The 20,779-nt window shown below is 69.4% G+C and carries 25 protein-coding genes; 5 read left to right on the plus strand and 20 right to left on the minus strand.

The features are described from left to right. The 10 genes from V7Q48_RS09290 to V7Q48_RS09335 form a co-directional block, all read right to left on the minus strand. A complete protein-coding gene (locus tag V7Q48_RS09290; protein WP_333837740.1) occupies positions 1-1,227 on the minus strand; it encodes a TIGR03087 family PEP-CTERM/XrtA system glycosyltransferase in 1,227 nt (408 codons plus the stop codon). 5 nt (positions 1,228-1,232) lie between these two features. Further along, on the minus strand, positions 1,233-2,294 hold the full coding sequence (locus tag V7Q48_RS09295; RefSeq protein WP_442947114.1) for a FemAB family XrtA/PEP-CTERM system-associated protein: 1,062 nt from the start codon (positions 2,292-2,294) through the stop codon (positions 1,233-1,235). After that, complete coding sequence (locus tag V7Q48_RS09300) at positions 2,291-3,178, minus strand: XrtA system polysaccharide deacetylase (protein WP_333837741.1); 888 nt, start codon at positions 3,176-3,178, stop codon at positions 2,291-2,293. Before V7Q48_RS09300 ends, V7Q48_RS09295 begins: the two co-directional genes overlap by 4 nt. 21 nt (positions 3,179-3,199) lie before the next feature. Next, positions 3,200-4,405, minus strand: a complete 1,206-nt coding sequence (locus V7Q48_RS09305) for an XrtA/PEP-CTERM system-associated ATPase (RefSeq protein ID WP_333837742.1) — start codon at positions 4,403-4,405, stop codon at positions 3,200-3,202. Positions 4,406-4,426: 21 nt separating this feature from the next. Next, a complete protein-coding gene (locus tag V7Q48_RS09310) occupies positions 4,427-6,139 on the minus strand; it encodes a preprotein translocase subunit YajC (RefSeq protein ID WP_333837743.1) in 1,713 nt (570 codons plus the stop codon). Further along, on the minus strand, positions 6,136-7,239 hold the full coding sequence (locus V7Q48_RS09315) for an AAA family ATPase (protein ID WP_333837744.1): 1,104 nt from the start codon (positions 7,237-7,239) through the stop codon (positions 6,136-6,138). Before V7Q48_RS09315 ends, V7Q48_RS09310 begins: the two co-directional genes overlap by 4 nt. A gap of 11 nt (positions 7,240-7,250) precedes the next feature. Next, positions 7,251-8,768: an XrtA system polysaccharide chain length determinant gene (locus tag V7Q48_RS09320; protein ID WP_333837745.1), complete on the minus strand. Its 1,518-nt coding sequence runs from the start codon at positions 8,766-8,768 to the stop codon at positions 7,251-7,253. 19 nt (positions 8,769-8,787) lie between these two features. After that, complete coding sequence (locus V7Q48_RS09325; RefSeq protein WP_333837746.1) at positions 8,788-9,471, minus strand: XrtA/PEP-CTERM system exopolysaccharide export protein; 684 nt, start codon at positions 9,469-9,471, stop codon at positions 8,788-8,790. Positions 9,472-9,663: 192 nt separating this feature from the next. Beyond that, positions 9,664-10,899, minus strand: coding sequence for a pyridoxal-dependent decarboxylase, exosortase A system-associated (locus V7Q48_RS09330; protein ID WP_333837747.1), 1,236 nt, complete (start codon positions 10,897-10,899; stop codon positions 9,664-9,666). A gap of 10 nt (positions 10,900-10,909) precedes the next feature. Next, on the minus strand, positions 10,910-12,454 hold the full coding sequence (locus tag V7Q48_RS09335) for an acyl-CoA ligase (AMP-forming), exosortase A system-associated (protein WP_333837748.1): 1,545 nt from the start codon (positions 12,452-12,454) through the stop codon (positions 10,910-10,912). A 50-nt stretch (positions 12,455-12,504) separates the two neighbouring features. Here V7Q48_RS09335 and V7Q48_RS09340 point away from each other — a divergent pair, with 50 nt between their 5' ends. The 4 genes from V7Q48_RS09340 to V7Q48_RS09355 are packed head-to-tail and all read left to right on the plus strand — an operon-like array spanning position 12,505 to position 15,315. Further along, a complete protein-coding gene (locus V7Q48_RS09340; RefSeq protein ID WP_333837749.1) occupies positions 12,505-13,539 on the plus strand; it encodes a GNAT family N-acetyltransferase in 1,035 nt (344 codons plus the stop codon). A gap of 12 nt (positions 13,540-13,551) precedes the next feature. Further along, a complete protein-coding gene (locus tag V7Q48_RS09345) occupies positions 13,552-13,839 on the plus strand; it encodes an acyl carrier protein (protein WP_333837750.1) in 288 nt (95 codons plus the stop codon). After that, positions 13,823-14,515 carry a hypothetical protein gene (locus V7Q48_RS09350; protein WP_333837751.1) on the plus strand — a complete coding sequence of 231 codons (693 nt, stop codon included), beginning with the start codon at positions 13,823-13,825 and terminating at the stop codon, positions 14,513-14,515. Before V7Q48_RS09345 ends, V7Q48_RS09350 begins: the two co-directional genes overlap by 17 nt. Then, positions 14,512-15,315 carry a hydrolase 1, exosortase A system-associated gene (locus V7Q48_RS09355; protein WP_333837752.1) on the plus strand — a complete coding sequence of 268 codons (804 nt, stop codon included), beginning with the start codon at positions 14,512-14,514 and terminating at the stop codon, positions 15,313-15,315. Before V7Q48_RS09350 ends, V7Q48_RS09355 begins: the two co-directional genes overlap by 4 nt. On the opposite strand, the gene V7Q48_RS09360 is transcribed toward V7Q48_RS09355, so the two are convergent. The 10 genes from V7Q48_RS09360 to V7Q48_RS09405 all read right to left on the minus strand — a co-directional run bounded on the left by V7Q48_RS09360 (position 15,312) and on the right by V7Q48_RS09405 (position 19,543). Next, positions 15,312-16,112, minus strand: coding sequence for an MOSC domain-containing protein (locus V7Q48_RS09360; protein WP_333837753.1), 801 nt, complete (start codon positions 16,110-16,112; stop codon positions 15,312-15,314). The genes V7Q48_RS09355 and V7Q48_RS09360 overlap by 4 nt on opposite strands. A gap of 1 nt (position 16,113) precedes the next feature. Continuing rightward, positions 16,114-16,464 (minus strand): YbaN family protein, encoded by a 351-nt coding sequence (locus V7Q48_RS09365; RefSeq protein ID WP_333837754.1) that lies wholly within the window; start codon positions 16,462-16,464, stop codon positions 16,114-16,116. A gap of 10 nt (positions 16,465-16,474) precedes the next feature. Continuing rightward, positions 16,475-16,888: a SufE family protein gene (locus tag V7Q48_RS09370; RefSeq protein WP_333837755.1), complete on the minus strand. Its 414-nt coding sequence runs from the start codon at positions 16,886-16,888 to the stop codon at positions 16,475-16,477. Positions 16,889-16,933: 45 nt separating this feature from the next. After that, positions 16,934-17,176: a hypothetical protein gene (locus V7Q48_RS09375; RefSeq protein ID WP_333837756.1), complete on the minus strand. Its 243-nt coding sequence runs from the start codon at positions 17,174-17,176 to the stop codon at positions 16,934-16,936. Positions 17,177-17,210: 34 nt separating this feature from the next. Further along, the gene (locus tag V7Q48_RS09380) at positions 17,211-17,462 is read right to left on the minus strand and encodes a hypothetical protein (protein WP_333837757.1); all 252 of its coding nucleotides are present in this window, start codon (positions 17,460-17,462) and stop codon (positions 17,211-17,213) included. Beyond that, the gene (locus tag V7Q48_RS09385) at positions 17,459-17,773 is read right to left on the minus strand and encodes a hypothetical protein (RefSeq protein WP_333837758.1); all 315 of its coding nucleotides are present in this window, start codon (positions 17,771-17,773) and stop codon (positions 17,459-17,461) included. The genes V7Q48_RS09380 and V7Q48_RS09385 overlap by 4 nt, the downstream gene beginning before the upstream one ends. Before the next feature lie 97 nt (positions 17,774-17,870). Beyond that, positions 17,871-18,248 carry an envelope stress response membrane protein PspC gene (gene pspC / locus V7Q48_RS09390; RefSeq protein ID WP_333837759.1) on the minus strand — a complete coding sequence of 126 codons (378 nt, stop codon included), beginning with the start codon at positions 18,246-18,248 and terminating at the stop codon, positions 17,871-17,873. After that, positions 18,245-18,547, minus strand: coding sequence for an envelope stress response membrane protein PspB (pspB, locus tag V7Q48_RS09395; protein ID WP_333837760.1), 303 nt, complete (start codon positions 18,545-18,547; stop codon positions 18,245-18,247). The genes pspC and pspB overlap by 4 nt, the downstream gene beginning before the upstream one ends. Before the next feature lie 4 nt (positions 18,548-18,551). Further along, positions 18,552-19,358: a phage shock protein PspA gene (gene pspA, locus V7Q48_RS09400; protein WP_442947115.1), complete on the minus strand. Its 807-nt coding sequence runs from the start codon at positions 19,356-19,358 to the stop codon at positions 18,552-18,554. Next, positions 19,355-19,543 carry a hypothetical protein gene (locus V7Q48_RS09405; protein WP_333837761.1) on the minus strand — a complete coding sequence of 63 codons (189 nt, stop codon included), beginning with the start codon at positions 19,541-19,543 and terminating at the stop codon, positions 19,355-19,357. Before V7Q48_RS09405 ends, pspA begins: the two co-directional genes overlap by 4 nt. 148 nt (positions 19,544-19,691) lie before the next feature. On the opposite strand from V7Q48_RS09405, the gene pspF reads away from it, so the two are divergent. Then, the gene (gene pspF, locus V7Q48_RS09410) at positions 19,692-20,771 is read left to right on the plus strand and encodes a phage shock protein operon transcriptional activator (RefSeq protein ID WP_333837762.1); all 1,080 of its coding nucleotides are present in this window, start codon (positions 19,692-19,694) and stop codon (positions 20,769-20,771) included. The last annotated feature ends 8 nt before the right edge of the window (positions 20,772-20,779 follow it).

A 20,779-nucleotide genomic window follows, 5' to 3' on the forward strand; every position in this document is an offset into this window, starting at 1 on the left:
TCAGATGGGGCGGCGGCCAAACCGACGCTCCAGTCCCATCAGGCCCGCGAGCGGGGCCAACGTCGCGTCCCAACCGCAACGCTCCACCACGAAAGCGCGTGCCGCACGGCCCAGGGCGTCCGCGCGGTTCGTATCCGCAAGCAGGCCGACAGCACGCGCAGCCAGTTCCTCGGGCGATGGCGGCGACACCACGAAATGCTCCCCATCGCGCGCGGCGATGCCCGTTGCCGCGGCGGGCGTGAGCAGGACCGGCCGCGCCATGGCCATGGCCTCGAGCACCTTGTTCTGCACTCCGCGCGCCAGCAGCAGCGGCGCGACGACGAGATCGGCGCCGGCCAGCCATGGCCGGACATCGGGCACCGCCCCGGTCACGTGCGTTCCGTGCAACCCGTCGAGCGCCTGCACCGCCGGGCTAGGCGCGCGGCCCACGACATAGAACCGGGCGTGCGGAAAGCGCCCACGAATCAGCGGCATGACCGACCGCGCGAACAGCGTCACCGCCTCGACATTGGGCGGATAGTCCATCTGCCCGGTAAAGACGATCTGCGGCCCGGCCTTGAGCAGGACGGCGGCAGGCGGAACCCCGGCGGGGTCGAAGAACGACGCGTCAATGCCGTTGCCCATCGCGCGGATATCGGACTGCGGGCCACGGCCGAGCCGGCTGCGCAGCAGGGCGGCCTCGTCCTCGCTGACCAGCAGGCTGGTGGTCGCCCGCCGCGCCACACGGGCCTCATAGCGGCGCAGCAGCCAGGCCTCGCGCCAATGGGCAGGCGCGGCGGGTGAAAGCCTGCGGCCATAGGCGCCGAACTTGGCCGAATCGACGTCGACGAAGTCCATCACGACTGTTCCGGCAAAATCGCGCGGCACGTATTGCGCCATCTGGCCGGAGAACACGAAGATCGCGCTGATCGGCCGGTTCGCCAGCGTTCGGCGGACATAGCGCGCCAGCTTGCCCGATGAAAACGCGGTCAGGCTGATCGGCTTGCCCGAAAGCAGCGCGGACACCGCCGCCCCTGCCAGCGAGCCGCGCCGGCGCACGAGGCAATGGCTTGCGGCCACGCGGGCCAGTTCGCCCTCGTGCGCCATGTCCTGCGCGCTGTCGGCCAGGCAGCCGATGTGGACCGGCGCCAAGGCCGCGAGATGGCGCAGGATGTGGTGCGAGCGGATCTTGTCGCCGCGGTCCGGCGGGAACGGGATGCGATGCGCCAGGAAAAGGATCTCGCCCATCGCGCTCAGGCCAGGCCCCGCGCGATCAGCGGGCCGACGAGGTTCGCGACCGGCAGCGGCAGTTTCTGCCACAGGCGGATCTTGGCCTGGTAGCGCGGGCTGAGCGGATTGACGTCGCGCGGCGGGGCGCCATCGGCGGTCCAATGCGCGTAGGACAGGGGCTGCGGGGCAAAGCCCCAGTTGCGCTTGAAGTGATAGGCGCCCGAATCCACCTTGGACCGGCCGAAGTCGAAGCGCTCCATCCCGCGCTCGCGCGCATGGTTCATCAGCGCATAATACATGACGTCGTTGGCGCGCAGGGCGCGGGCCGCCTGCACCCCGCCACCCCAGTAGGGCATCACCGCGCCGCGATGATAGAGGCTGAGCACGCTCGCGAGCGGCTCGCCGTCGTGCAGCACGGTCAGGATGTCGGCATCGTCGCCGAACCGCTCGAGCACTTCGCGAAACAGCCGGCGCGGAAACACCGGCGTACCAAGGTTGCGCACCGATTCACCATAGACACGGTAATGCCAGGCGCGGTCGCGCGGGCCGCGGCCGACACGGATCGAAAAGTGGTGGGCCAGACCTTTTCGCAGTTCGGCGCGCTGCTTGCGCGGCACCGCCAGAAACTGGGCCTCGTCGTCGGCGGCCAGCGCCATGACGAACCCGGCATGGCTGTCCTGCTTGACGTGCCAGCCGGCACCCTGCGGCATGACACCGCCGCGCAGCTCGATCCCGGGGCTGCGCGTCCTGGCGGCCAACCCTTGCGCGGCCGCCAGCAGCGCGGGCGCGGCATCGGCATTGCCAAGAATGCCGCCCCCCACGGCAAAACCGGTCGAGACCAGCGCCTTGCCAAACAGGACCGAGGACACCGCATGCAGCGGCAAGGCCGCGACGATCACCCCGGCCTGTTCGGCCAGCAGCAGGCGGCTGCGATGCCCGGTAGCGGCGCTGACCGCTTCGATCCATGCCGGTTCGTGGAAGGCGGTCGCATCGCCCTGATTCGCGAGGAAGCGCACGTAGGCGCCGCGATCATCGCGCCCGGCCTCGCGCACCACCGGCGGCGGCAGGCGGAACGGCGCGTTCACGCCGCGATCCGTGCGGGTGCCGGCGCCACGGCGTCGAGCCGGGCCGCCTCGCGCGCCGCGACGGCGTCCATGCGATCCCAGGCGAAGTCGCGTACCAGCCGCTCGAGCTTGCCGGCCATGACCGAGAGGTTGGTGTAGTGGCGCAGGCGCGAGCGCAGCGGGGCATCGGCGCGGCGCGGCTGGTCCGGGTCGATCTCCCACGGGTGGAAATAGAACGCGGCCGGATGCCCGCCGGCGTTGACCTGGCGGATCGCCCAGCGCGATACGGCATAGGGAAACAGGCGAAAGAATCCGCCACCCCCTGCCGCCATGCGCCGGCCGACGACTTCGGCGGTGGTCACCGGAATCTCGAGGATGGCCTGCCCTTCGACCGGGCGGAACGCGAAGCGCGGCGCCTCGCGCCAGCCATAGTGATCGTGGACGATCGGCGCGACGCTGGAGGAATAGGCATAGCCCGCCTCGGCCAGCACGCGATGCGCCCAGGGCGTGCGCGCGTCGATCGAGAAGCTCGGTGCGCGATAGCCCGTCACGGCCTGCCCGCTGGCCTGTTCGAGCGCGTCGCGCGCGCGGGCAAGATCGGCCGCGAAGCGCTGCGCATCGAGCATGAAGACCCGGTCATGCGCCCAGCCGTGGCTCGCGACCTCGTGCCCGGCCTCGGCGATGCGGCGAACCAGCGCCGGGTGGCGGGCCGCGATCCAGCCGAGCGTGAAGAACGTGCCGGTCACGCCGGCACGACCGAACATCTCGAGGATCGCCATGACGTTGCGCTCGACCCGCGATTCGAGGCCGTCCCACTCGGTGGGAGCGATGACCTTCTCGAACGCGCCGACCTGGAACCATTCCTCGACATCGACCGAAAGGCCGTTGCGAACCGGCGCGTTCATGGCGTCCCCCTCCCCCAGCGCTCAGGCCGCGCGCTTCGGGCGGTCGCTTTCGAACCACTCGATCAGCATGGTCAGGACGTGGCGGATCGCCTGCTCCTGCTCGGCCAGCCGCGCCTCGAGCGTGTCGATCCGTCCCAGCGCGTCGTCGAGCGCTTCCTCCATCGCCAGACGGTGCGTCGCCTCGGTTTCGGCAGCCGTCGCGGCTTCGGCATCGTGCGCGCTGCGCATATCGCCCAGCTCGATCACCGCCTGCTGCAGTTCGGCGATCTGCTCGTCGCGCTGTGCCAGCGCGTCCTCGATCACAGAGAAATCGAAGGCTTGTGCCGCGGGCACGTCGGAGGGCGCGGCTGCTGGCACCGTCACTGGCTGGGCCACGGGCTGGGCAAGCGGCTGCGCGGCAGGCGCAGGCGCGGCGCTGTCCTGCGCCATGTCGTCCAGCACCGAGCGCAGCAGGCCGGCATCGATCCGGTTGCGCTGCTCGATCGCCCCGGCCAGCAGCACGCGGCTGAGAATCTGGTTGATCCGGCGCGGCACCCCGCCACTGGCGCGGGCGAGGTCGGCGTAGAAGCGCGGCTCGAACACCGGATTGCCGTTCCACCCGGCGCGCACCATCCGGTGCTCGACATAGGGGCCGACTTCCTCGGCGCCCATCGGCGCCAGATGATGCGTCGCGATCACGCGCTGGCGCAGCTGTTCGAGTTCGGGCGAATGCTGCAGCAGCGTGCGGAATTCAGGCTGGCCGAGCAACAGGATCTGCAGCAGCGGATGTGCACCGAGCTGGAAGTTCGACAGCATGCGCAGCTCTTCGAGCGCGCCGACCGACAGGTTCTGCGCCTCGTCCACCACCAGCAGACAGCGCCGTCCCGCCCGCGCCTCGTCGTGCAGGAACGCCTCGATCCGCGCCAGTGCGCCCGCCTTGTCGTGCCCTGCCACATCGAGGCCGAAGGCGCGCGCGGCCATGTGCACCAGTTCCTGCCCGTCGAGGCGGCTGGTGACGATCTGCGCGGCCGTCAGCTGCTCGGGATCGATGCTGGCCAGCAGGTGCGCGGCCAGCGTCGACTTGCCCGCACCGACCTCGCCGGTGATGACCACGAAGCCCTCACCCTGCGCCAGGCCATAGCCGAGATACGACAGCGCCTTCTTGTGCGTCGCGCTTTCGAAGTAATAGTCCGGGTCGGGCGTCAGCTGGAACGGACGGGCCGAGAGGCGGTAGAATTCATCATACATGGGCGTGCCGCTCCTTCACCGTCACAGCGTATAGCGCAAGGCCAGCTGGCCCGTCACGTTGAGTTGATCCGGGGCCAGGTCGCGGCTGACCCCGTCGATCCCGACCGAGGCGGAACCGGTCAGGCGATCGGCCAGCCGCCGGAAATACGAGGCATAAGCGCCATAGGCGTTGCTGCGCCCCAGCACCTCGGTGCCGCTCTTGTACCAGGCATCGTAGACCGCGACGCTGAAGCTGGCATCGCGCCCGAGCGGGCCGGAAATGCCGGCATCGAGATAGAGGCTCTCGTCCACCGTGCCGTTGGCCTGTGCCAGCACCGTGCCCGGCGCGGCAATGAAGCGGCGGCGGACATAGCCTGCACCGACGCCCAGCCGCAGCCGGCCCATCGCGAAACCATACGTCGCGTTGACCCCGCGCGCGCGGAACACCGAGGACGAGACCGACGACAAGGCGCCGTTGACGCATCCCCCGCCCGTCGCGCCGATGCCGCAGCCCGACAGGCCGCCCCCGCCCAGCGCTGCACCGGCGGTGAAGTCGGTCGGCACCGATTGCAGCGCGCTGGTCACGCTCGACCCAAAGCCCGAGATGCCGTCGTAAACCGAGACGTTGAGCGAGCTGCGCGTGTTGGGCGCATAGGAAAAGCTGCCGAAATAGGTCGTGCTGTCGTAGCGGCGCCCGACGAAGGCCGACAGCGAGGTGCGCCGGCTTGGCCGCCACATCACGCCCACGTCCCAAAACAGCCCATCGCTGTCGTAGGCGATCTGGCGCGGGCGGGTCTTGTCCGTCACATAGCGGCCATCGCCGCCGATCACCGGGTTACCGGCCGTATCCCGCACGGCATCGCGCGACGAGACCTGGACATGCTGCCAGCCGATGTCGCCGACGAGTTCGGCCGAGCGCGTCACCGGCAGGCTGGCCTGCAGGCCGACGTGCTTGTCGTCGATCCGCTGATCGAGGTTGGAAATGTCCTCGCGGTTCCACCCTGCGCTGGCCACGAGACCGACCGGCAGGACCACGCCCGGCTTGACCCCGGCCGAGACCTGCGCCGACTGGCTGACCGAGTGGTCGAACAGGTCGACCCGCGGTTGGCCGGCGAGCGGCTGGTACGCGTTCTTCTGCGTCAGCTTGGTATAACCCGCCAGATAGTTGGCATTGACCGCCAGTTCGCCGACATGCGTGGTCAGCGCTGGTCCTGCATAGACCGAATAGACCTGGCTGACCGAATCGTTGAACGACAGCGGATTGAGCGAGGCCGACCCGTTGGCCTCGACCCGCGTGCGCGCCGCGAGCGCGCCTGCTTCGATGCTCAGCGTGCGCGGTACGAGCTGGTGCGAGACGCGCGCGAGGCCGGCGATCGTATCCGAATCCCCGATCCGGCCCTTCTCGACGAAGCGGCGTTCGTAGCGGACCGAGACCTGGCCCTGCGTGCGGCGCCCGCCCAGCGTCGCATCCACCCCAGCGGCGAGCGTCGTATACGTGACGAGGTCATTGCCGGGCGTAACCTGTGCGAGCAGGTTCTGCGCCACCTCGATATAGGGGCGGATCACGGTGCGAACGCCCGAGGACCCGGCGCGCGCGACATGGCCGCGCGGCTGGACGCCCCCGCCTTCGGACGCGGCAGCACCGTCGTCGTCGGTTGACTGGTACGACAGCGACTGCGCCAGCGCGCCCGGCGCGGCGGCCAGCGACAGGCCGGCCATCACCACCGGCAGGACAATGGAACGAGTTCGTTTCATTCCTTGTATCCATAGTAGGTGCCGAACCGGCGGCCGGTGGGCGAGAAGCGCGTGCCGTTGAGCAGCAGCTTGATATCGGCGCAACCCGACAGGATGCCGACCGCATCGCGCAGCGCCGCTTCGCTGGTGACGTTGGCGCGCACCACCATGACCGCCTGCCCGACATGCATCGCCAGTTCCGACGCCGGCGAGGCGGCGAGCGCGGGTGGGCTGTCGAAAATCACGATGCGATTGGGCGCCTGTTCGGTCAGCCGGTCGAGGATGGCGCGGGTGCGGGCGGACGCCAGGTATTCGGTGTCGGACCCCGTCTGGTTGCCAGCCGGCAGCACCGACAGCCCGGGAATGTCGGTTGGAATGATGCATTCCTCGACCATCACCTCTGGATCCGCCAGCGCGTCCATCAGGCCGGGGCCACCGGGCAGGCCGAGCGTCGACAGCACCGAAGGCTTGGCGAAGTCGGCATCGACCAGCAGCACCTCGTTGTCCTTTTCCGCGGCGATCGACAGCGCGAGATTGACCGCGCAGAAGGTCTTGCCCTCGCCCGGATGGGCCGAGCACACGAGAATGCGTTCGCCATGCCGCGCGGTGCGGCCGGCGCGCGAGTCCGCGGCGGTCAGCAGCAGGTGCCGCTTCACGATGCGGAATTCCTCGAGCAGCGCGCTGACCGGCCCTTCAGGCTCGATCAGGCATTGCTCGCGCAGCAGGCGCCGGTCGATCGGGAGCGCGGGCTTTTTGAACCTCTGGCGCGACGGAATGCCGTCGAGCGGCGCTGTTTCATCTGCCGACGCAGGGACGAACACCTGCGGCGCGGCGGGCGCGAACGGCGCCGGCGTTGCTACCAGGGCTTCCGACGCGGGCGCCGGTTCGACGGCAGGCGTGACCACCGCTGGTTCCACGGGGCTTTGCACCACCGGAGTTGGCGCGGGGGTTGGCGCAGGCGGCGTCGGGCGGGCGGGCACGACGGGCGCGCGCATGTGCTTGCGGAAATCGAACGATCCGGCCGCCCGCTCGATCAGCGATGGCGAGCCGGCGGCCGGCGTGGCCCGGTCTTCGGGCGTACCGTCCGCCGGGGTGTTGTCGGGCGTGTTATGGTCGGTCATGTCCTGTCCCTTCACGCCACCATCCGCCGCTTCATGAATTCCACGGCCATCAGCACCATCAGCACGAGGACGAGCCCCGCCGTGGCGCCGCCGAACAGCCGCAACTGCTTCCACTGCCGCGCCTTTTCAGCCGAAGTCTGGGTGAGCGAGACCGATCCCAGCACCATCATGCCGGTCGCGCGTTCGAGTTGCCCGGTTGTGGCATAGCTGGCGCGCAGCTGGGCCATGGCGAAGGCCCCGCCGCACCCGGCGGCAACGCCGGCGATCAGCACCATCAACAGCAGCAGCGGGCGATCGGGCGCCGACGGGCCGCGCGGCGTCGAGGGCGGATCGATCACCTCGAACTTGACCGAATTGTGCTCGTTCTCGACCTGGCCACGCAGACGCAGCTGTTCGCGATCGCGCAGCAGCTTGTCGTACTGGTCCTTGAGAACGTCGTAGTCACGGTTGATCCGCGCCGCCTCGGCCGCGACCGCCGGCTCGGTATATTGCTGGCCGGTCAGCTGCGCGATCTCGCCCTGCAGAGAACCCTTGCGGGATTGCAGCGAGACGAGGCTGGCCTCGCGATCGGCCTTGATCGACTGGAGCGAGGCGTAGGCCGGATTGGGCGTGCCGGCATGGGCGCCTTCGGCCGCGGCCTGGCGCTGCAGACTGGTGACCTGCGCCTTGGCGGCCAGCACGTCGGGATGGTTGTCGGTCAGCCCGCGCGCCTTCATCGCGGCCAGATCGGCCTGCGCCTGGGCCAGCGCACCACGCGCCCCGCCCGACTGGCCGGGAATGGTGATCGTCGGCGGCGTGCCCGAAAGCTGGCCGTTGATCGAGGCCAGCGCACTCTGCGCCGCGAGCAGGTCGGATTCGACGCCGCGCAGCTCGGTGCGGGCACCCTCGAGGCGCGCGGTCAGCGAACCGGTACCCGGCATCAGGGCGGCGTTCTTGGCCTCGAAGGCCTGGCGCTTCTGCTCGGCGGCTTCGAGGTCCTTCTGCCGGTCGGCCAGCTGCTGGTCCATGAAGGCCAGCGAGTCGGTCATCTCGCCCCGACCGCCGGCCAGGTTCGCCTCGCGGAAGATGTCGATCATCTTCTGGACGATGTCCTGCGCCAGCTTGGCGTTCTGCGCATCGGTGTAGGATCCGCGGCCCGAGGTCGCGCTGATCTCGAACAGGTTGTCCTGCTGGCTCACCACCTTGATCTGGGTGGCAAGGCCAGCAACTGCGGACTCCATCTGCTTGTCGTTGGCGACCTTGTCGCCCAGCCGCGTCGCGCGCACCACCTTGGCGAGGTTGAGCGACGAGGTCAGCGTCTGGCGGACGCGCTCGATATCCTGCTTGGCGTTGCCGTCGATGCCGATCTGGCTCGACAACACGTCGTCCGCCTGGATGAAGATACGCGCCTTGGATTCGTAGGTGTTGGGCACCATGGCCACGACCAGCCAGCCGAGCAGGCAGACCACCCAGGCAATGCCTAGCGCCAGCCAGCGCCGATGCCAGACGCCGTAGAGGGCGATCCGCACTTCATCGAGAAGGTTGCTCATGCCCCTGCCCCGCCGCCGCTCAGAACGCGCTCTCGGGGATGATGATCACGTCGCCGGGGCGCAGCATCACGTTGGCGCGCGTATCGCCCTTGCGCAACAGGTCGGCGATGCGCACCGCATATTCTGTCTGCTTGCCCGTGGTCTTGTCGAAGCGCACCAGCCGGGCCCGGTTGCCCGCGGCATATTCCGACAGCCCGCCTACCGCGATCATCGCGTCGAGCAGTGTCATGTTGGCACGATAGGGAATCGAGGCTGGCTTCTCGGTAGCGCCGACGATGCGCACCTGCTGGCTGAACGTGCCGGCAAACTTGTTGACGATGACCGAGACGATCGGCTCCTGGATATACTGCGACAGCTGCAGCTTGATGTCCTCGGCCAACATCGACGGCGTCTTGCCGACGGCCGGCATGTCGGTGATCAGCGGCGTGGTGATGCGCCCGTCGGGACGGACCTGCACTTGCGCGCCCAGCTCGGGATTGCGCCATACGAAGATCGTCAGCTCGTCCAGCGGCCCGATCACGTACTGGTCGCCCGGCCCTTCCTGCAACGCGACGAACGCCGCGGGCGGCAGCTGCGGGCCACGGCCGGTGCTCGCGCAGCCGGTGAGCGCCAAGGATGCCAGCGCGGTCCCGATGGCAAGGCGCGCCACGCGGCGGCTGCGCGGGCCTAGCGGGGTCGGGGCATGGCCGGAAAGAGGCGGCATCAACAAACGTCCTTTACAAGCGCGTGCGCAAGCTATCCGTATTGTCCCTTAACGGGACCGGAAGGCTCGCGTCCTTCATCCTCGGCTATCGACAAAAAGGGTGAAGATACGGTTAGTCTTGTTCGTCCGCCCCCGCCGGGGCAAGCCGCGCGCGGGCACGGTCCCAAATCAGGACAGGCGCCGCGGCAGAGGTTAAGCGTTCGAATCGACCAGAATTTCGGTCGCCGGACCGTGACCGAGGAAGGCCGACGGGCTCGCGGTGGCGCCATAGGCTCCGGCGCAGAACACCGCCACCAGGTCGCCTTCGTCCGCGCGCGGCAGGCCGGCTTTTTCCGCCAACCGGTCGAGCGGTGTGCACAGGCACCCGACGACGCTCGCCGCCTCGGCAACCGGCTCGGCCATGCGGTCGGCGATCGCGAGGGGATAGTTGCGGCGCACGACGGTGCCAAAATTGCCGCTGGCCGCAAGCTGGTGATGCATCCCGCCGTCGGTGACGAGGAAAACCTCGCCGCGGCTTTCCTTGCGCTCGATCACGCGGGTCAGATAGACCCCGGCCTCGCCCACGAGATAGCGGCCGAGTTCGACGGTCAGGGCGGTCTGCGCCATCACCGGCGGCAAATCCGCCAGACGCTCGGCCAGGGCGGCACCGACTTTGGCCAGATCCAGCGGCATGTCGCCCGGGAAATAGGGGATACCGAACCCGCCGCCGAGATTGAGCGCGGGAAGGTCGACGCCCGCCTCGCCCGCCAGCCGCGCGGCCAGTTCGAGCGTCGCGGCCTGCGTCGCAATGACGGCATCGGCGTCGAGCGCCTGGCTGCCGGCAAAGATGTGAAAGCCGCGCCACTCGGCCTCGCTGTGGGCAATGTGCCGCGCGAGTTCGGGCACGCGTTCGGCATCGAGGCCGAACTGGCGCGCACCGCCGCCCATCTTCATGCCCGAGCCGCGCAGATCGAAATCGGGATTGACCCGGATCGCCAGCCGCGCCCGCTTTCCTGCAGACGGCGCAACCGCCAGCGCGCGCTCGACCTCGCGCGCCGATTCGCAGTGTAGCGTCACGCCGGCCGCAATCGCCGCCGCCAGTTCGGAATCACGCTTCCCAGGGCCCGCAAAGCCCGCGCGCGCCGGGTCGATGCCTTGCGCCGCGATGATAGCCAGCTCGCCTGCCGAGGCGATGTCGAACCCGTCGACCAGTCCGTCGAGCAGGGCCAGCAGCGGCCCGAAGGGGTTGGCCTTGACCGCGTAATGCAGGCGGATCCGCGCCGGGAGTGCTGCGCGCAAGGCCGCCACGCGGGCGCGCACCGCACCGGCATCGTAGACGAACAGCGGCGTACCATGCGCCTCGGCCAGGCTTTGCGCGGTACGGCCGCCGATGAGCAGGTCGTTGCCGGCGCTGGCAAAATGCGGGGGGATCGGTCCAAGCGGTTTCATGTCGCCTGCCTTAGTCGTCTTGCGTCAAGGCAAGGTAAAGCCCGGCGCGATCGAGCTTGCCATTGGCCGACAGCGGCATGGTGTCGCGCCAATGGATCGCGCGGGGCAGCATGAAGGCGGGAAGATCGCGGGCCAGAGCGGCGCGCAAGGCATCGTCGTCCTGCGCCATGCCGGGGCTGGCGCGGCAGACGAGGTGAATCGCCTGCCCCAGCATCGGATCGGGCAGGCCCAGCGCGACGACTTCGGCGACCAGCCCCGTGGCCAGTGCCGCGTCCTCCAGTTCCTGCGGGCTGACCCGGTTTCCCGAGGTCTTGATCATGGCATCGCGCCGACCGACGAAGTGGAGCAGCCCTTGCGTGTCGCGGCGCACCCGGTCGCCCGACCAGACCGCCACGCCGCCGGCATGCACGAAGCCGGGCGCGGGGCGGAACCGCTCAGCGGTGCGCGCGGCGTCGCGCCAATAGCCTTGCGCCACCAGCGGCCCGGCATGGACCAGTTCGCCCTCTTCGTCAGGTCCGGCTTCGTCACCGGCATCGTTGACGACCACGACCTCGGCAAAAGGGATCGCCGTTCCGATCGAGGTGGGGTGCGCATCGACCAGCGCGGGATCGAGGTACGTCGAGCGGAACGCCTCGGTCAGCCCGTACATCGCGAAAAGCCGTGCGTCGGGCGCTATAGCGCGCAGGCGTCGGACAAGATCGGGCGTCAGCGCGCCGCCGCTGTTGGTCATGCGGCGCAGGCTGGCGGCCGCACCCTCGGGCCAGGCCTGCTCCACCAGCTGCAGCCAGAGCGGCGGTACCGCGGCCAGGGTGGTGATTGCCTGGCGCTGCACCGCCTTCACCACGTCGCGCGCCATGAGGTAATCGAGCGGTACCGCGCAGGCCCCGGCATACCAGGCGGACAGCAACTGATTCTGGCCATAGTCGAACGCCAGCGGCAGCACCGCCAGCACGCGATCGTCGTCCGCCAGCCCGAGATAATGCGCCACGCTGACCGCGCCGAGCCACAGGTTCGCCTGGCTCAGCATCACGCCCTTGGGCTTGCCCGTCGATCCGCTGGTGTAGAGAATGGCCGCGAGGCTGTCGGGCGCGGCGCTAGACGGCGGCAGCGGCTGCAGCGCATCGAGCGCGGCAATCACGGCACTGTCGTCGTGCACCGCGGCGTCGGCGGCATCGCCGTCTCCAAGCGTCTCGCGCCGGCCGGCATTGGCGATCAGCAGCACCGCGCCGCTGTCGGCCAGGATATGCGCGGCCTGTGCGCGGCGAAGCACGGGGTTGATCGGCACATGCACCAGACCGGCGCGTACCGCAGCCAGCGGCATGAGGCAGGCGACAAGGCCCTTGCCCAGCCAGGTCGCGACGCGCGCGCCCGACGCCGTGCCGGGCTGTGCGGCCAGCCATGCGGCGAGCTGTCCTACACGCCGATTTAACGTCTCGTGGCTAAGTACCTGATCCTTGAGCACCAGAGCCGGCGCTTCCCGCTTGCCGCGCAGGGCCAGATGGTCCAGCGGATGGACGGTCGGATCGGGCTGGTGGTTGGGTGAAACGGCGATCACGCGGCTCCTCGCGCGGGCTGGATGGACATGACGGGGGAAATGCGCCGCCGATGACAGTGCGGGTCTATCATGCCGAACTGGCCGAAGCGCAAGCCCATCCGCGCCTTGCCGCGCTGATGGGGCGCGGGCGCGCCGCCGGGCCGTTCGACCGGGCCGACTGGCTGGCGCTGCTGGCGCGCGAATGCCTGGCGCCCGCACGGCCGCTGCTGGCCGTGGCCGAAGACGATGAAGCGATCCTGGCGCTTCCACTGCTCGCCAGCCCCGGCGGGCTGTCGGCTTGCTCCAACTGGTACAGCTTCTGGGCGCGGCCGCTGACTGACGCGCCCCACCGCGCCGAGGCGCTGCTCGTGCCCCTGCTGCGCAGCCTTGCCGACCATGGCGCGCTCGATTTCGCGCCGCTGCCGCTGAGCGAGGCCGGCTGGATGGCGCGCGCGCTCGGCCAGGCCGGATGGATCTGTGGGGTGGAGCCGGCGCACGGCAACCGCTTCGTGGCGCTGAACGGACAGGATTTCGCCGGCTGGTGGAAGACCCGCCCCGGCACCCTGCGCGCCACCGTCAAGCGCAAGGGCGCCAAGGGGCTGGTTTACTGCCGCATCGCCACGCGTTTCGACGCCGCCGACTGGGCGGCCTACGAGGCGATCTACGCCGCCAGCTGGAAGCCGACCGAGGCCAGCCCGGCCTTCCTGCGCGCCTTTGCCGAGGCCGAAAGCGAGGCGGGCGCCTATCGCCTCGGCCTTGCGACGATGGGCGGAATGCCGGTCGCCGCGCAGTTCTGGACCGTCGAGGGCGGCACCGCCTTCATCCACAAGCTCGCGCACCGCGAGGACGCGCGCGAGGCATCGCCGGGCACGCTTCTGTCGGCTGAACTGTTCAGGCATGTGATCGACGTGGACCGGGTCACGGCCGTCGACTTCGGCACCGGCGACGATCGCTATAAAGCGGACTGGATGGACGATCTGCGCCAGCGCTGGCGCATCCGGGCGTATTGGCCTGGCGCGGCCCGGCATTGGTCCGGGCTGGCGCGGCTGCTTGTGCAACGGGCGCGGGGGCGCAGCCGGCTTGCCCCGTGGCACGGCGCCGACTAAGGGACTGTCCTCATGACCCTCCACAGCGCTTCCACTGATGCCGACCTGCGCGCCCTGCTGGGCGAGGTGCTCGGCCTGAGCGCGGCGCGTACCGCCGCCTTTACCGACGAGACCCCCCTGTTCGGCGCCCTGCCCGAGCTGGACTCGATGGCCGTGGCCGGCCTGTTCACCGCACTCGAGGATCGCTTCGGCTTCATCCTCGAGGATGACGAGATCGACGGCGACCTGCTGGAAACCTTCGGCGCACTGCGCCGCTTCGTCGCCGCCAAACGGGGCGATGACGGTGGCGACGGCGCCTGACGCGATCCGTCCGGTCCGCTGGCCCTGCCCCGGTGGCGGGGACCAGGGGGACTGGGCATTGGCGGCCGATCGGGGGCGCCCGCATCGCATCCTGATCGTCCCGCCGCTGTTCGACGAGATGAACCGCTGCCGGCACATGCTGGTCGACCTGATGCGCCGGCTCGACGCCGCCGGGATCGACAGCCTGCTGCCTGACCTGCCCGGCTGCGGCGAGAGCCTGCAGGATTTCGCCGACCAGAGCCTTGGCGCATGGCGCGGCGCGATGGCCGCCGCCGCGCGCCACTTCGCCGCAACCCATGCCTTGAGCCTGCGTGGCGGCGCGCTGGTGGTGCCGACCGTGCTGCCGGGCTGGACGCTCGAACCCTCGGGCGGCCATGCCATCCTGCGCACCATGCTGCGCGCCGCCAGCATGGCCGCGCGCGCTGCCGGCCAGCCGCAGACCACGGCACAATTGCTCGAAGCCGGGCGTGAACGCGGGCTGGAACTGGCCGGTTATCCCTGCAGCGCTGCCCTGATCGCCGGCCTTCACGGTGCCGAGCCGGCGAACGAAGGCCATGCCGTGCTGGCGCTGTCCGATCTCGGCCAGCCCGCGCCCTGGCTGCGCAGCGAGCCTGCCCCCGCGCCTGCCCTGGCCGAGGCGCTCGCGCGCACGCTGGCCGATCGGCTGGCGGCATGAACCGGCAGGTCGTGACGTTCCCCTGCGCGGGCGAAACGCTGCTTGGCACGCTCGACATGGATGGCGCCAGCGGCGCGACCGGGCTGCTGATCGTCTCGGGCGGGAACGAGATCCGCGCCGGCACCTGGGGCGGCCAGGCCCGGCTATCCCGCCAACTCGCCGAAGCCGGCGTGCCGGTATTCCGCTACGACCGCCGCGGCGTCGGCGACAGCACGGGCACCAATCAGGGCTTCGACGCCAGCGGGCCGGACATCGCCGCCGCCCTGGCCGCCTTTCGCAGCGCCGCCCCCCATGTGAAGCGGGTGGTGGCCTTCGGCAATTGCGATGCGGCGAGCGCGCTGATCCTCCACGCGACCAGCGGAATCGCATCACCCCCGGATGCGCTGGTGCTCGGCAATCCCTGGACCATCGACCAGGAAGGCGACGGTGGCGACGTGGCCGATGCACCGCCCGTCCATTCCGCCGCGGCCTTGCGCCGCCACTACGCACGTCGGCTGGCCGATCCACGGCAGTGGCTGCGATTGCTGGGCGGCAAGGTCGGCCTTAGCGGCCTGGCCCGCGGCTTGCGCACCGCGGCCTCGGCGCAGGCCCCCTCCACGCTGGCGGAGCGGATGCGGTCGGCGCTTGCCGCCTACACCGGCCCGGTCACGTTTCTGGTCGCCGAAGGGGACCGCACCGCGCAGCTGTTTCGCAGCCATTGGGGCGCGGATGCTCGCATCGTCGCGCATCCGGGTGCGAGCCATTCGTTCAGTGACGCGCGTGAATGGCTATGCGAACAACTCCTTGGCGCCTGCCGCTAAACCACCGCGATCCCGTCGCCCACGCGGATCAGGCCGGGCGCGTCGGGAATGGCATTGACCCCGAAGATCGGCTGACGCTCCCACACGCGGCCCATGGCGCGCAGGGTCCGCAGCGGCTCCGGCCCCAATGCCTCGCCGCTTTGCGGATCCTGCGTGGTCACGACGCAGCGCGTGCAGGGCTTGGCCAGCCGGAACGTGATCGCCCCGATGCGCAGGCGCGTCCAGCCATCTTCGGCAAAGGCCGCCGGCGCACCCCGGATCACAAGGTTGGGCCGAAACCGCGCCATGGTCACCGGCTCGGGCAGGTGCCCGTTCAGCGCATCGAGCGATTCCTCGGTCGTGACAAGCAGCGGAAACCCGTCGGCGAAGCTGACCTCGTCGCCCTGTGCGCCATAGGCGAGGTCGACCGGACGCCGCACGTTGTCGGGCATATGGACGAGCCGGACCGCGCGGCCCAGCCGCTCAGACAACCAGGCGTCCGCCTCGCCCCCAACGGTGGCGGCCGTGACGGGCTGGCGCCAGACCGTGACGTCGCGCCGCGGGCCGTCCTGCAAGGCGACCCCGATCCGCGCCCCGTCGGCATCGCTCAGCACCAGCCCGCCATCGTCGTCGACCCGCGCCTGCAGCCGCGCCATCGCCGGCACTTCGCGGCGAGTGACGAAGCGCCCATCGGGCGAAACCACCATCCAGCGCCGGTCGCCATTTAGCCCGCGCAGCGCGACCGGCGCGGGGTCGAGCGGCTCGCCGCCCAGCGACTTGACCGGATAGCGCATCAGCGCGGCCACCTGCATCGTCATGTCATTCCGCTCTCGTCCAGATCCACGTTCCGCTCAGCGCCATGACGCCCAGCGGGATCAGCACCCAAGGCCATCCTGCGGTCAGCGCGGTGACCGCGACGCTCACTGCCATCGTCGCCAGCGCGGCGATCTTGGCGCGGCGGGGAATGGCGCGACGTTCGCGCCATTCGCGTAAAGGCGGTCCCCATTTCGGGTGCGCCAGCAGTCGCGCCTCCCACGCCGGATTGCCGCGGGCGAAGCAGAACACCGCAAGCAGCAGGAAGGGCACGGTCGGCAGCAGGGGCAGGAACGCGCCCACGGTGCCGAGACCGACGAAGAACAGGCCCGCGCCGGTCCACAGGTGCCGGCGCATTGCCCCTCCTTCAGCCCGCCGCCGCGAGCCGCGCCGCGTGGTCGCGCACCAGCGCGATCATGTTGGGCAGGCCCTGCGTGCGGTTGGACGACAGTTGGTTCTTGAGATTGAACGGGGCGAGCCGTTCGGCAATGTCAGCTTGCGCGACCTCGTCGGCCGGCTGGTCCTGCACCGCGGCGAGCACCAACGCGATGATGCCCTTGGTGATCGCGGCGTTGCTGTCGGCCAGGAAATGCAGGCGGTTGCCCTCGCCTTCGGTGGGATAGACCCACACCGCCGCCGAACAGCCGCGCACCAGCGTGGCATCGGTCTTGAGCGCATCGGGCATGGGTTCGAGTTCGCGGCCGAGTTCGATGAGTAGGCGATACCGCTCGTCGCCATCAAGGAATTCGTACTCGTCGAGAATATCGGTCAAGGTGCGCATGGCCCGGCCTTAAAGCGCCGGACCGGCGCGCTCAACCCTCATGGTTCAACGATCACGCAGCGACTCGATCTCGCGCGCAAGGCCAACGGTTTCGCGGTTGTCGGTCAGGATGCGTTCGAGCACTTCGACGCGGGCCCGCAGCGCGGCGACCTCGCGGGTCAGGGCGGCGGTTTCGGCAGGGTCGGCGCCCGTCATGCCCTCGCCCGAGTGGCCCTGATAGCGCCGGTGGCGCAGGCTCGCCCATGCGAGGATGGCGACGATGGCAACGAGAGTAGCTCCAAAGCTCACGGTCGGGATCTTTCGTGAAAAATGTCGAGGACGGTCAGTGTGCCGGGCAATCGGCGTCGCGGCGCGCGGCGGCCAGCCCTTCGAGCACCCGCACGCGCTGTTCGAGGCGAGCGGTCTGCGCGGCATATTGGGCGGCCTGCTCGATCGTGGCCCTTGCGGTGACCTGCAGTTCGCGGTCGCGCTGGTCCATGCGCCGGCTCCACATCTGCAGGGTCACCGCCATGGTGCCCAGCGTGGTGACGGGCATCGCCAGGCCCACGACCATCAGCGTGCCGTCGGCGATCATTGCAGCGATCCGGGCAACGATCCGGGGACCGGTGCCGAAGCCCTCTGCGCACCGGCGTTCTCGACGCGCGCGGTATCGCGCAGCGCCTCGATCTGCAGCGCGACGTCGTAACCACCATCGGTCACGATCCGCTCCAGCACGCGCACCCGGTCTTCCAGTGCCTGGTTCTGCACCGCGTATTGCGCAGCCTTCTCGGCGGTGGCGCTGGCCTGGATTTCGGCGAGGCGACGACTGTGCCTGGTCCAGATCGCGAGCCCCGCGATCATGAACGGTGCCAGCGGTATCAGCAGTGCCAGAGATTGGTGGTCCATGATGTCATCCCCTTGTTGACGTCAGATCCTGACGTTGGCCTTTGCGGCCCTTCTCCCCTATGCGTTGACTGGGCGCGCCGGGCGGGCGCGCTGCCGGTCAGCGCAGGCTCTCGATTTCCTGGGCGAGGCGCGGATTGTTCGAGACGTAGAAGTGTTCCACTTCGGCGAGGCGACGGTCCATGTCGCGCAGCGAGGCGCGGACTTCGCGGGCCGAACGGGCCGGCGACTGGCGTACGCCTTGCCAGAACTTCTGCTCCTCGCGGTCGGTATAGAGCGCGGCGGGCTTCTTTTCCGACAGGAAGCCGAGCGCGAAGTAGACGATCGGCAGGAAGCCCAGGCCGCACAGCGTGCCGACGACCACGGCTAGGCGCACCCAGAGCACCTCCAGCCCGGTGTAGTCGGCAATTCCGGCGCAGACGCCCATGAACTTGCCGTTGGCCTTGTCGCGATAGAAACGGGTGCGGGCAGTGGTCATTTCACGGTCCCCTTGGTCTTGGCGATCAACCGGTCGAGCTCGGACAGATCGTCGTCGTGTGCGCTACGCTCGGCGGTCAGCGCGGCCGGGCGGAATTGCGGATGTTCGGCCGCGACCAGGCGCTCAACCGTATCCATGCGGTCTTCGAGCCGGCGGGCAACGCGGTAGAGTTCATCGAGCAGCTGCTCATCGCCGCTGGTCAGCGTCGCGGCGGTCTTCCACCGCGTGACGTAGTGCAGGATCACCCAGGGCAGGCCGACGAAAATTGCGCCGATCGCGAAAACGCCTTCGAGATCCATGGCTTCAGCCCTCCTTGCCCATGGCGCGCTTCATCGCGGCCAGTTCCTCGTCGATCTTGTCCTGGCCCGCCAGCGCGGCGATCTCGTCGGACAGGCTCGGCGTGCTGCTCTCAATGCCCAGGGCATCGGCACGGCCTTCGGCATAGTCGACGCGGCGCTCGAGCTGGTCGAAGCGCGACAGCGCCTCGTCGACCCGCTCGCTCGTCATCAGCGCGCGCAGGCGCACGCGGTTCTCGGCGCTTTCGAGGCGGGCGGCGATCGCGGTCTGGCGGCTGCGGGCTTCGCGCAGGCGGTTCTGCAGCTTGTCGATGTCCTGCTCGTACGCACGCATCGAATCGTCCAGCACGCCGATCTCGCTACGCAGCTGGTCGGCCATGTCGCCGGCCTTCTTCTTCTCGACGAGCGCGGCGCGGGCCAGGTCCTCGCGGTCCTTCGACAGCGCCAGGTTGGCCTTGTCGGCCCAGTCGGCCTGCAGGCGATCCAGCTTGGTCACGTGCCGCTGCATTTCCTTCTGGTCGGCGATGGTGCGCGCGGCAGAGGCGCGCACTTCGACCAGCGTTTCCTCCATCTCGAGGATGATCATGCGGATCATCTTCGCAGGATCGTCAGCCTTGTCCAACAGGTCGTTGAAGTTGGCGGCAATGATGTCGCGGGTCCGCGAAAATATGCCCATCAGGTTGGCTCCGTTGAAATAAGGCTTGGGGTCTGCCGCGGGCGCATCGCCAAACGTGCGATCGGCACGGGCGGCGCGCAATGCGGCGCTGAAGCGGGTGGATTCGCCGGCCGGCATGGTGTCGCGCATCGCGTTCATGCGATACCGCCGGTCACGGCCGAGACCGAGGCATTGATACCGGTTGCCGAGGAGGAAACGTGCGACATGCCCGGCAGTTCGGGCACGTGGCGCGCCAGCACCACCAGGTTCATCGCCAGCATCGCGGCAATGCTGACCAGGGCGGCGCGGCCGAGGCGGGTGGTGAAGAAAGGGGCGCTCGTCATCTTGGGTCTCCAGTGGGATTGTTCATAGCACAGCAAGCCGCGTGCCAATTGCCCAAAGTGGCCCAAACGCGACGCTTTTCCGGAAATCGTGGCGGCCCGGATGTAGGGCGCCTTGCCCAAGGTTGGGAAAATATGCCAAGTCTTGGGCATGGAACGCGACGTCCAGTTCATCGGCCAATCCGGCGCCTTTCTCGACGCGGTGGAACGCGCCAGCCGTGCCGCCCCGATGCGCCGCCCCGTGCTGGTGATCGGCGAGCGCGGCACCGGCAAGGAGTTGATCGCCGAACGCCTGCATCGCCTGTCGACGCGCTGGCAGGAACCGCTGGTGACGATGAACTGCGCGGCACTGCCCGAAACGCTGATCGAGGCCGAACTGTTCGGTCACGAGGCCGGCGCCTTCACCGGCGCGACGCGCGTGCGTGCCGGGCGGTTCGAGGAAGCGGACAAGGGCACGCTGTTTCTCGACGAGCTGGGCACGCTGTCGATGGGCGCGCAGGAACGCCTGCTGCGCGCGGTCGAATATGGCGAGGTCACGCGCATCGGCGCCAGCAAGCCGATCCGGGTCGACGTGCGCATCGTCGCGGCGACGAACGAGGACCTGCCGCGCATGGCCGAACAGGGCCGCTTCCGCGCCGACCTGCTCGACCGGCTGAGCTTCGAGGTCATCACCCTTCCCCCCTTGCGCGTCCGCGAGGGTGATATCCCGGTCCTGGCCGACTATTTCGGAAGGCGGATGGCCGCCGAGCTGCAATGGCCATCATGGCCGGGCTGGAGCGCACACTGCGCCGAACAGCTCGAGCGCTATGCCTGGCCCGGCAATGTGCGCGAGTTGCGCAACGTGGTGGAGCGCGCGGTCTATCGCTGGGACGATCCCGACCGCCCGATCGCGCACATCCAGTTCAATCCGTTCGAAAGCCCGTGGAAGCCTGCATCACCCTCGCAGCCGGCGCCGTCAAATACGGGCTCCCCAGCGGGCAACACGTCTGGCGGCGGGGACGTGTGCGCGACCGTGATGGAGCATGCGGCCTCCCCGGCGGCCTTCGATGCCATCGCGGATCTGCGCGCCGCGGTCGAATCGCACGAGCGCGCGATCCTCGAGCATCATCTCGGCCGCAATCGCTACAACCAGCGGCAGACCGCCAAGGCGCTGGGCGTCACTTACGACCAGTTGCGCCATTGCCTGAAAAAGCACGGGCTGCTCGAACGCGGTCAGGTCGAACGCGCCTGACGCGCGTC

The sequence above is a fragment of the Novosphingobium sp. genome (assembly GCF_036803765.1).
Classification (GTDB): domain Bacteria; phylum Pseudomonadota; class Alphaproteobacteria; order Sphingomonadales; family Sphingomonadaceae; genus Novosphingobium.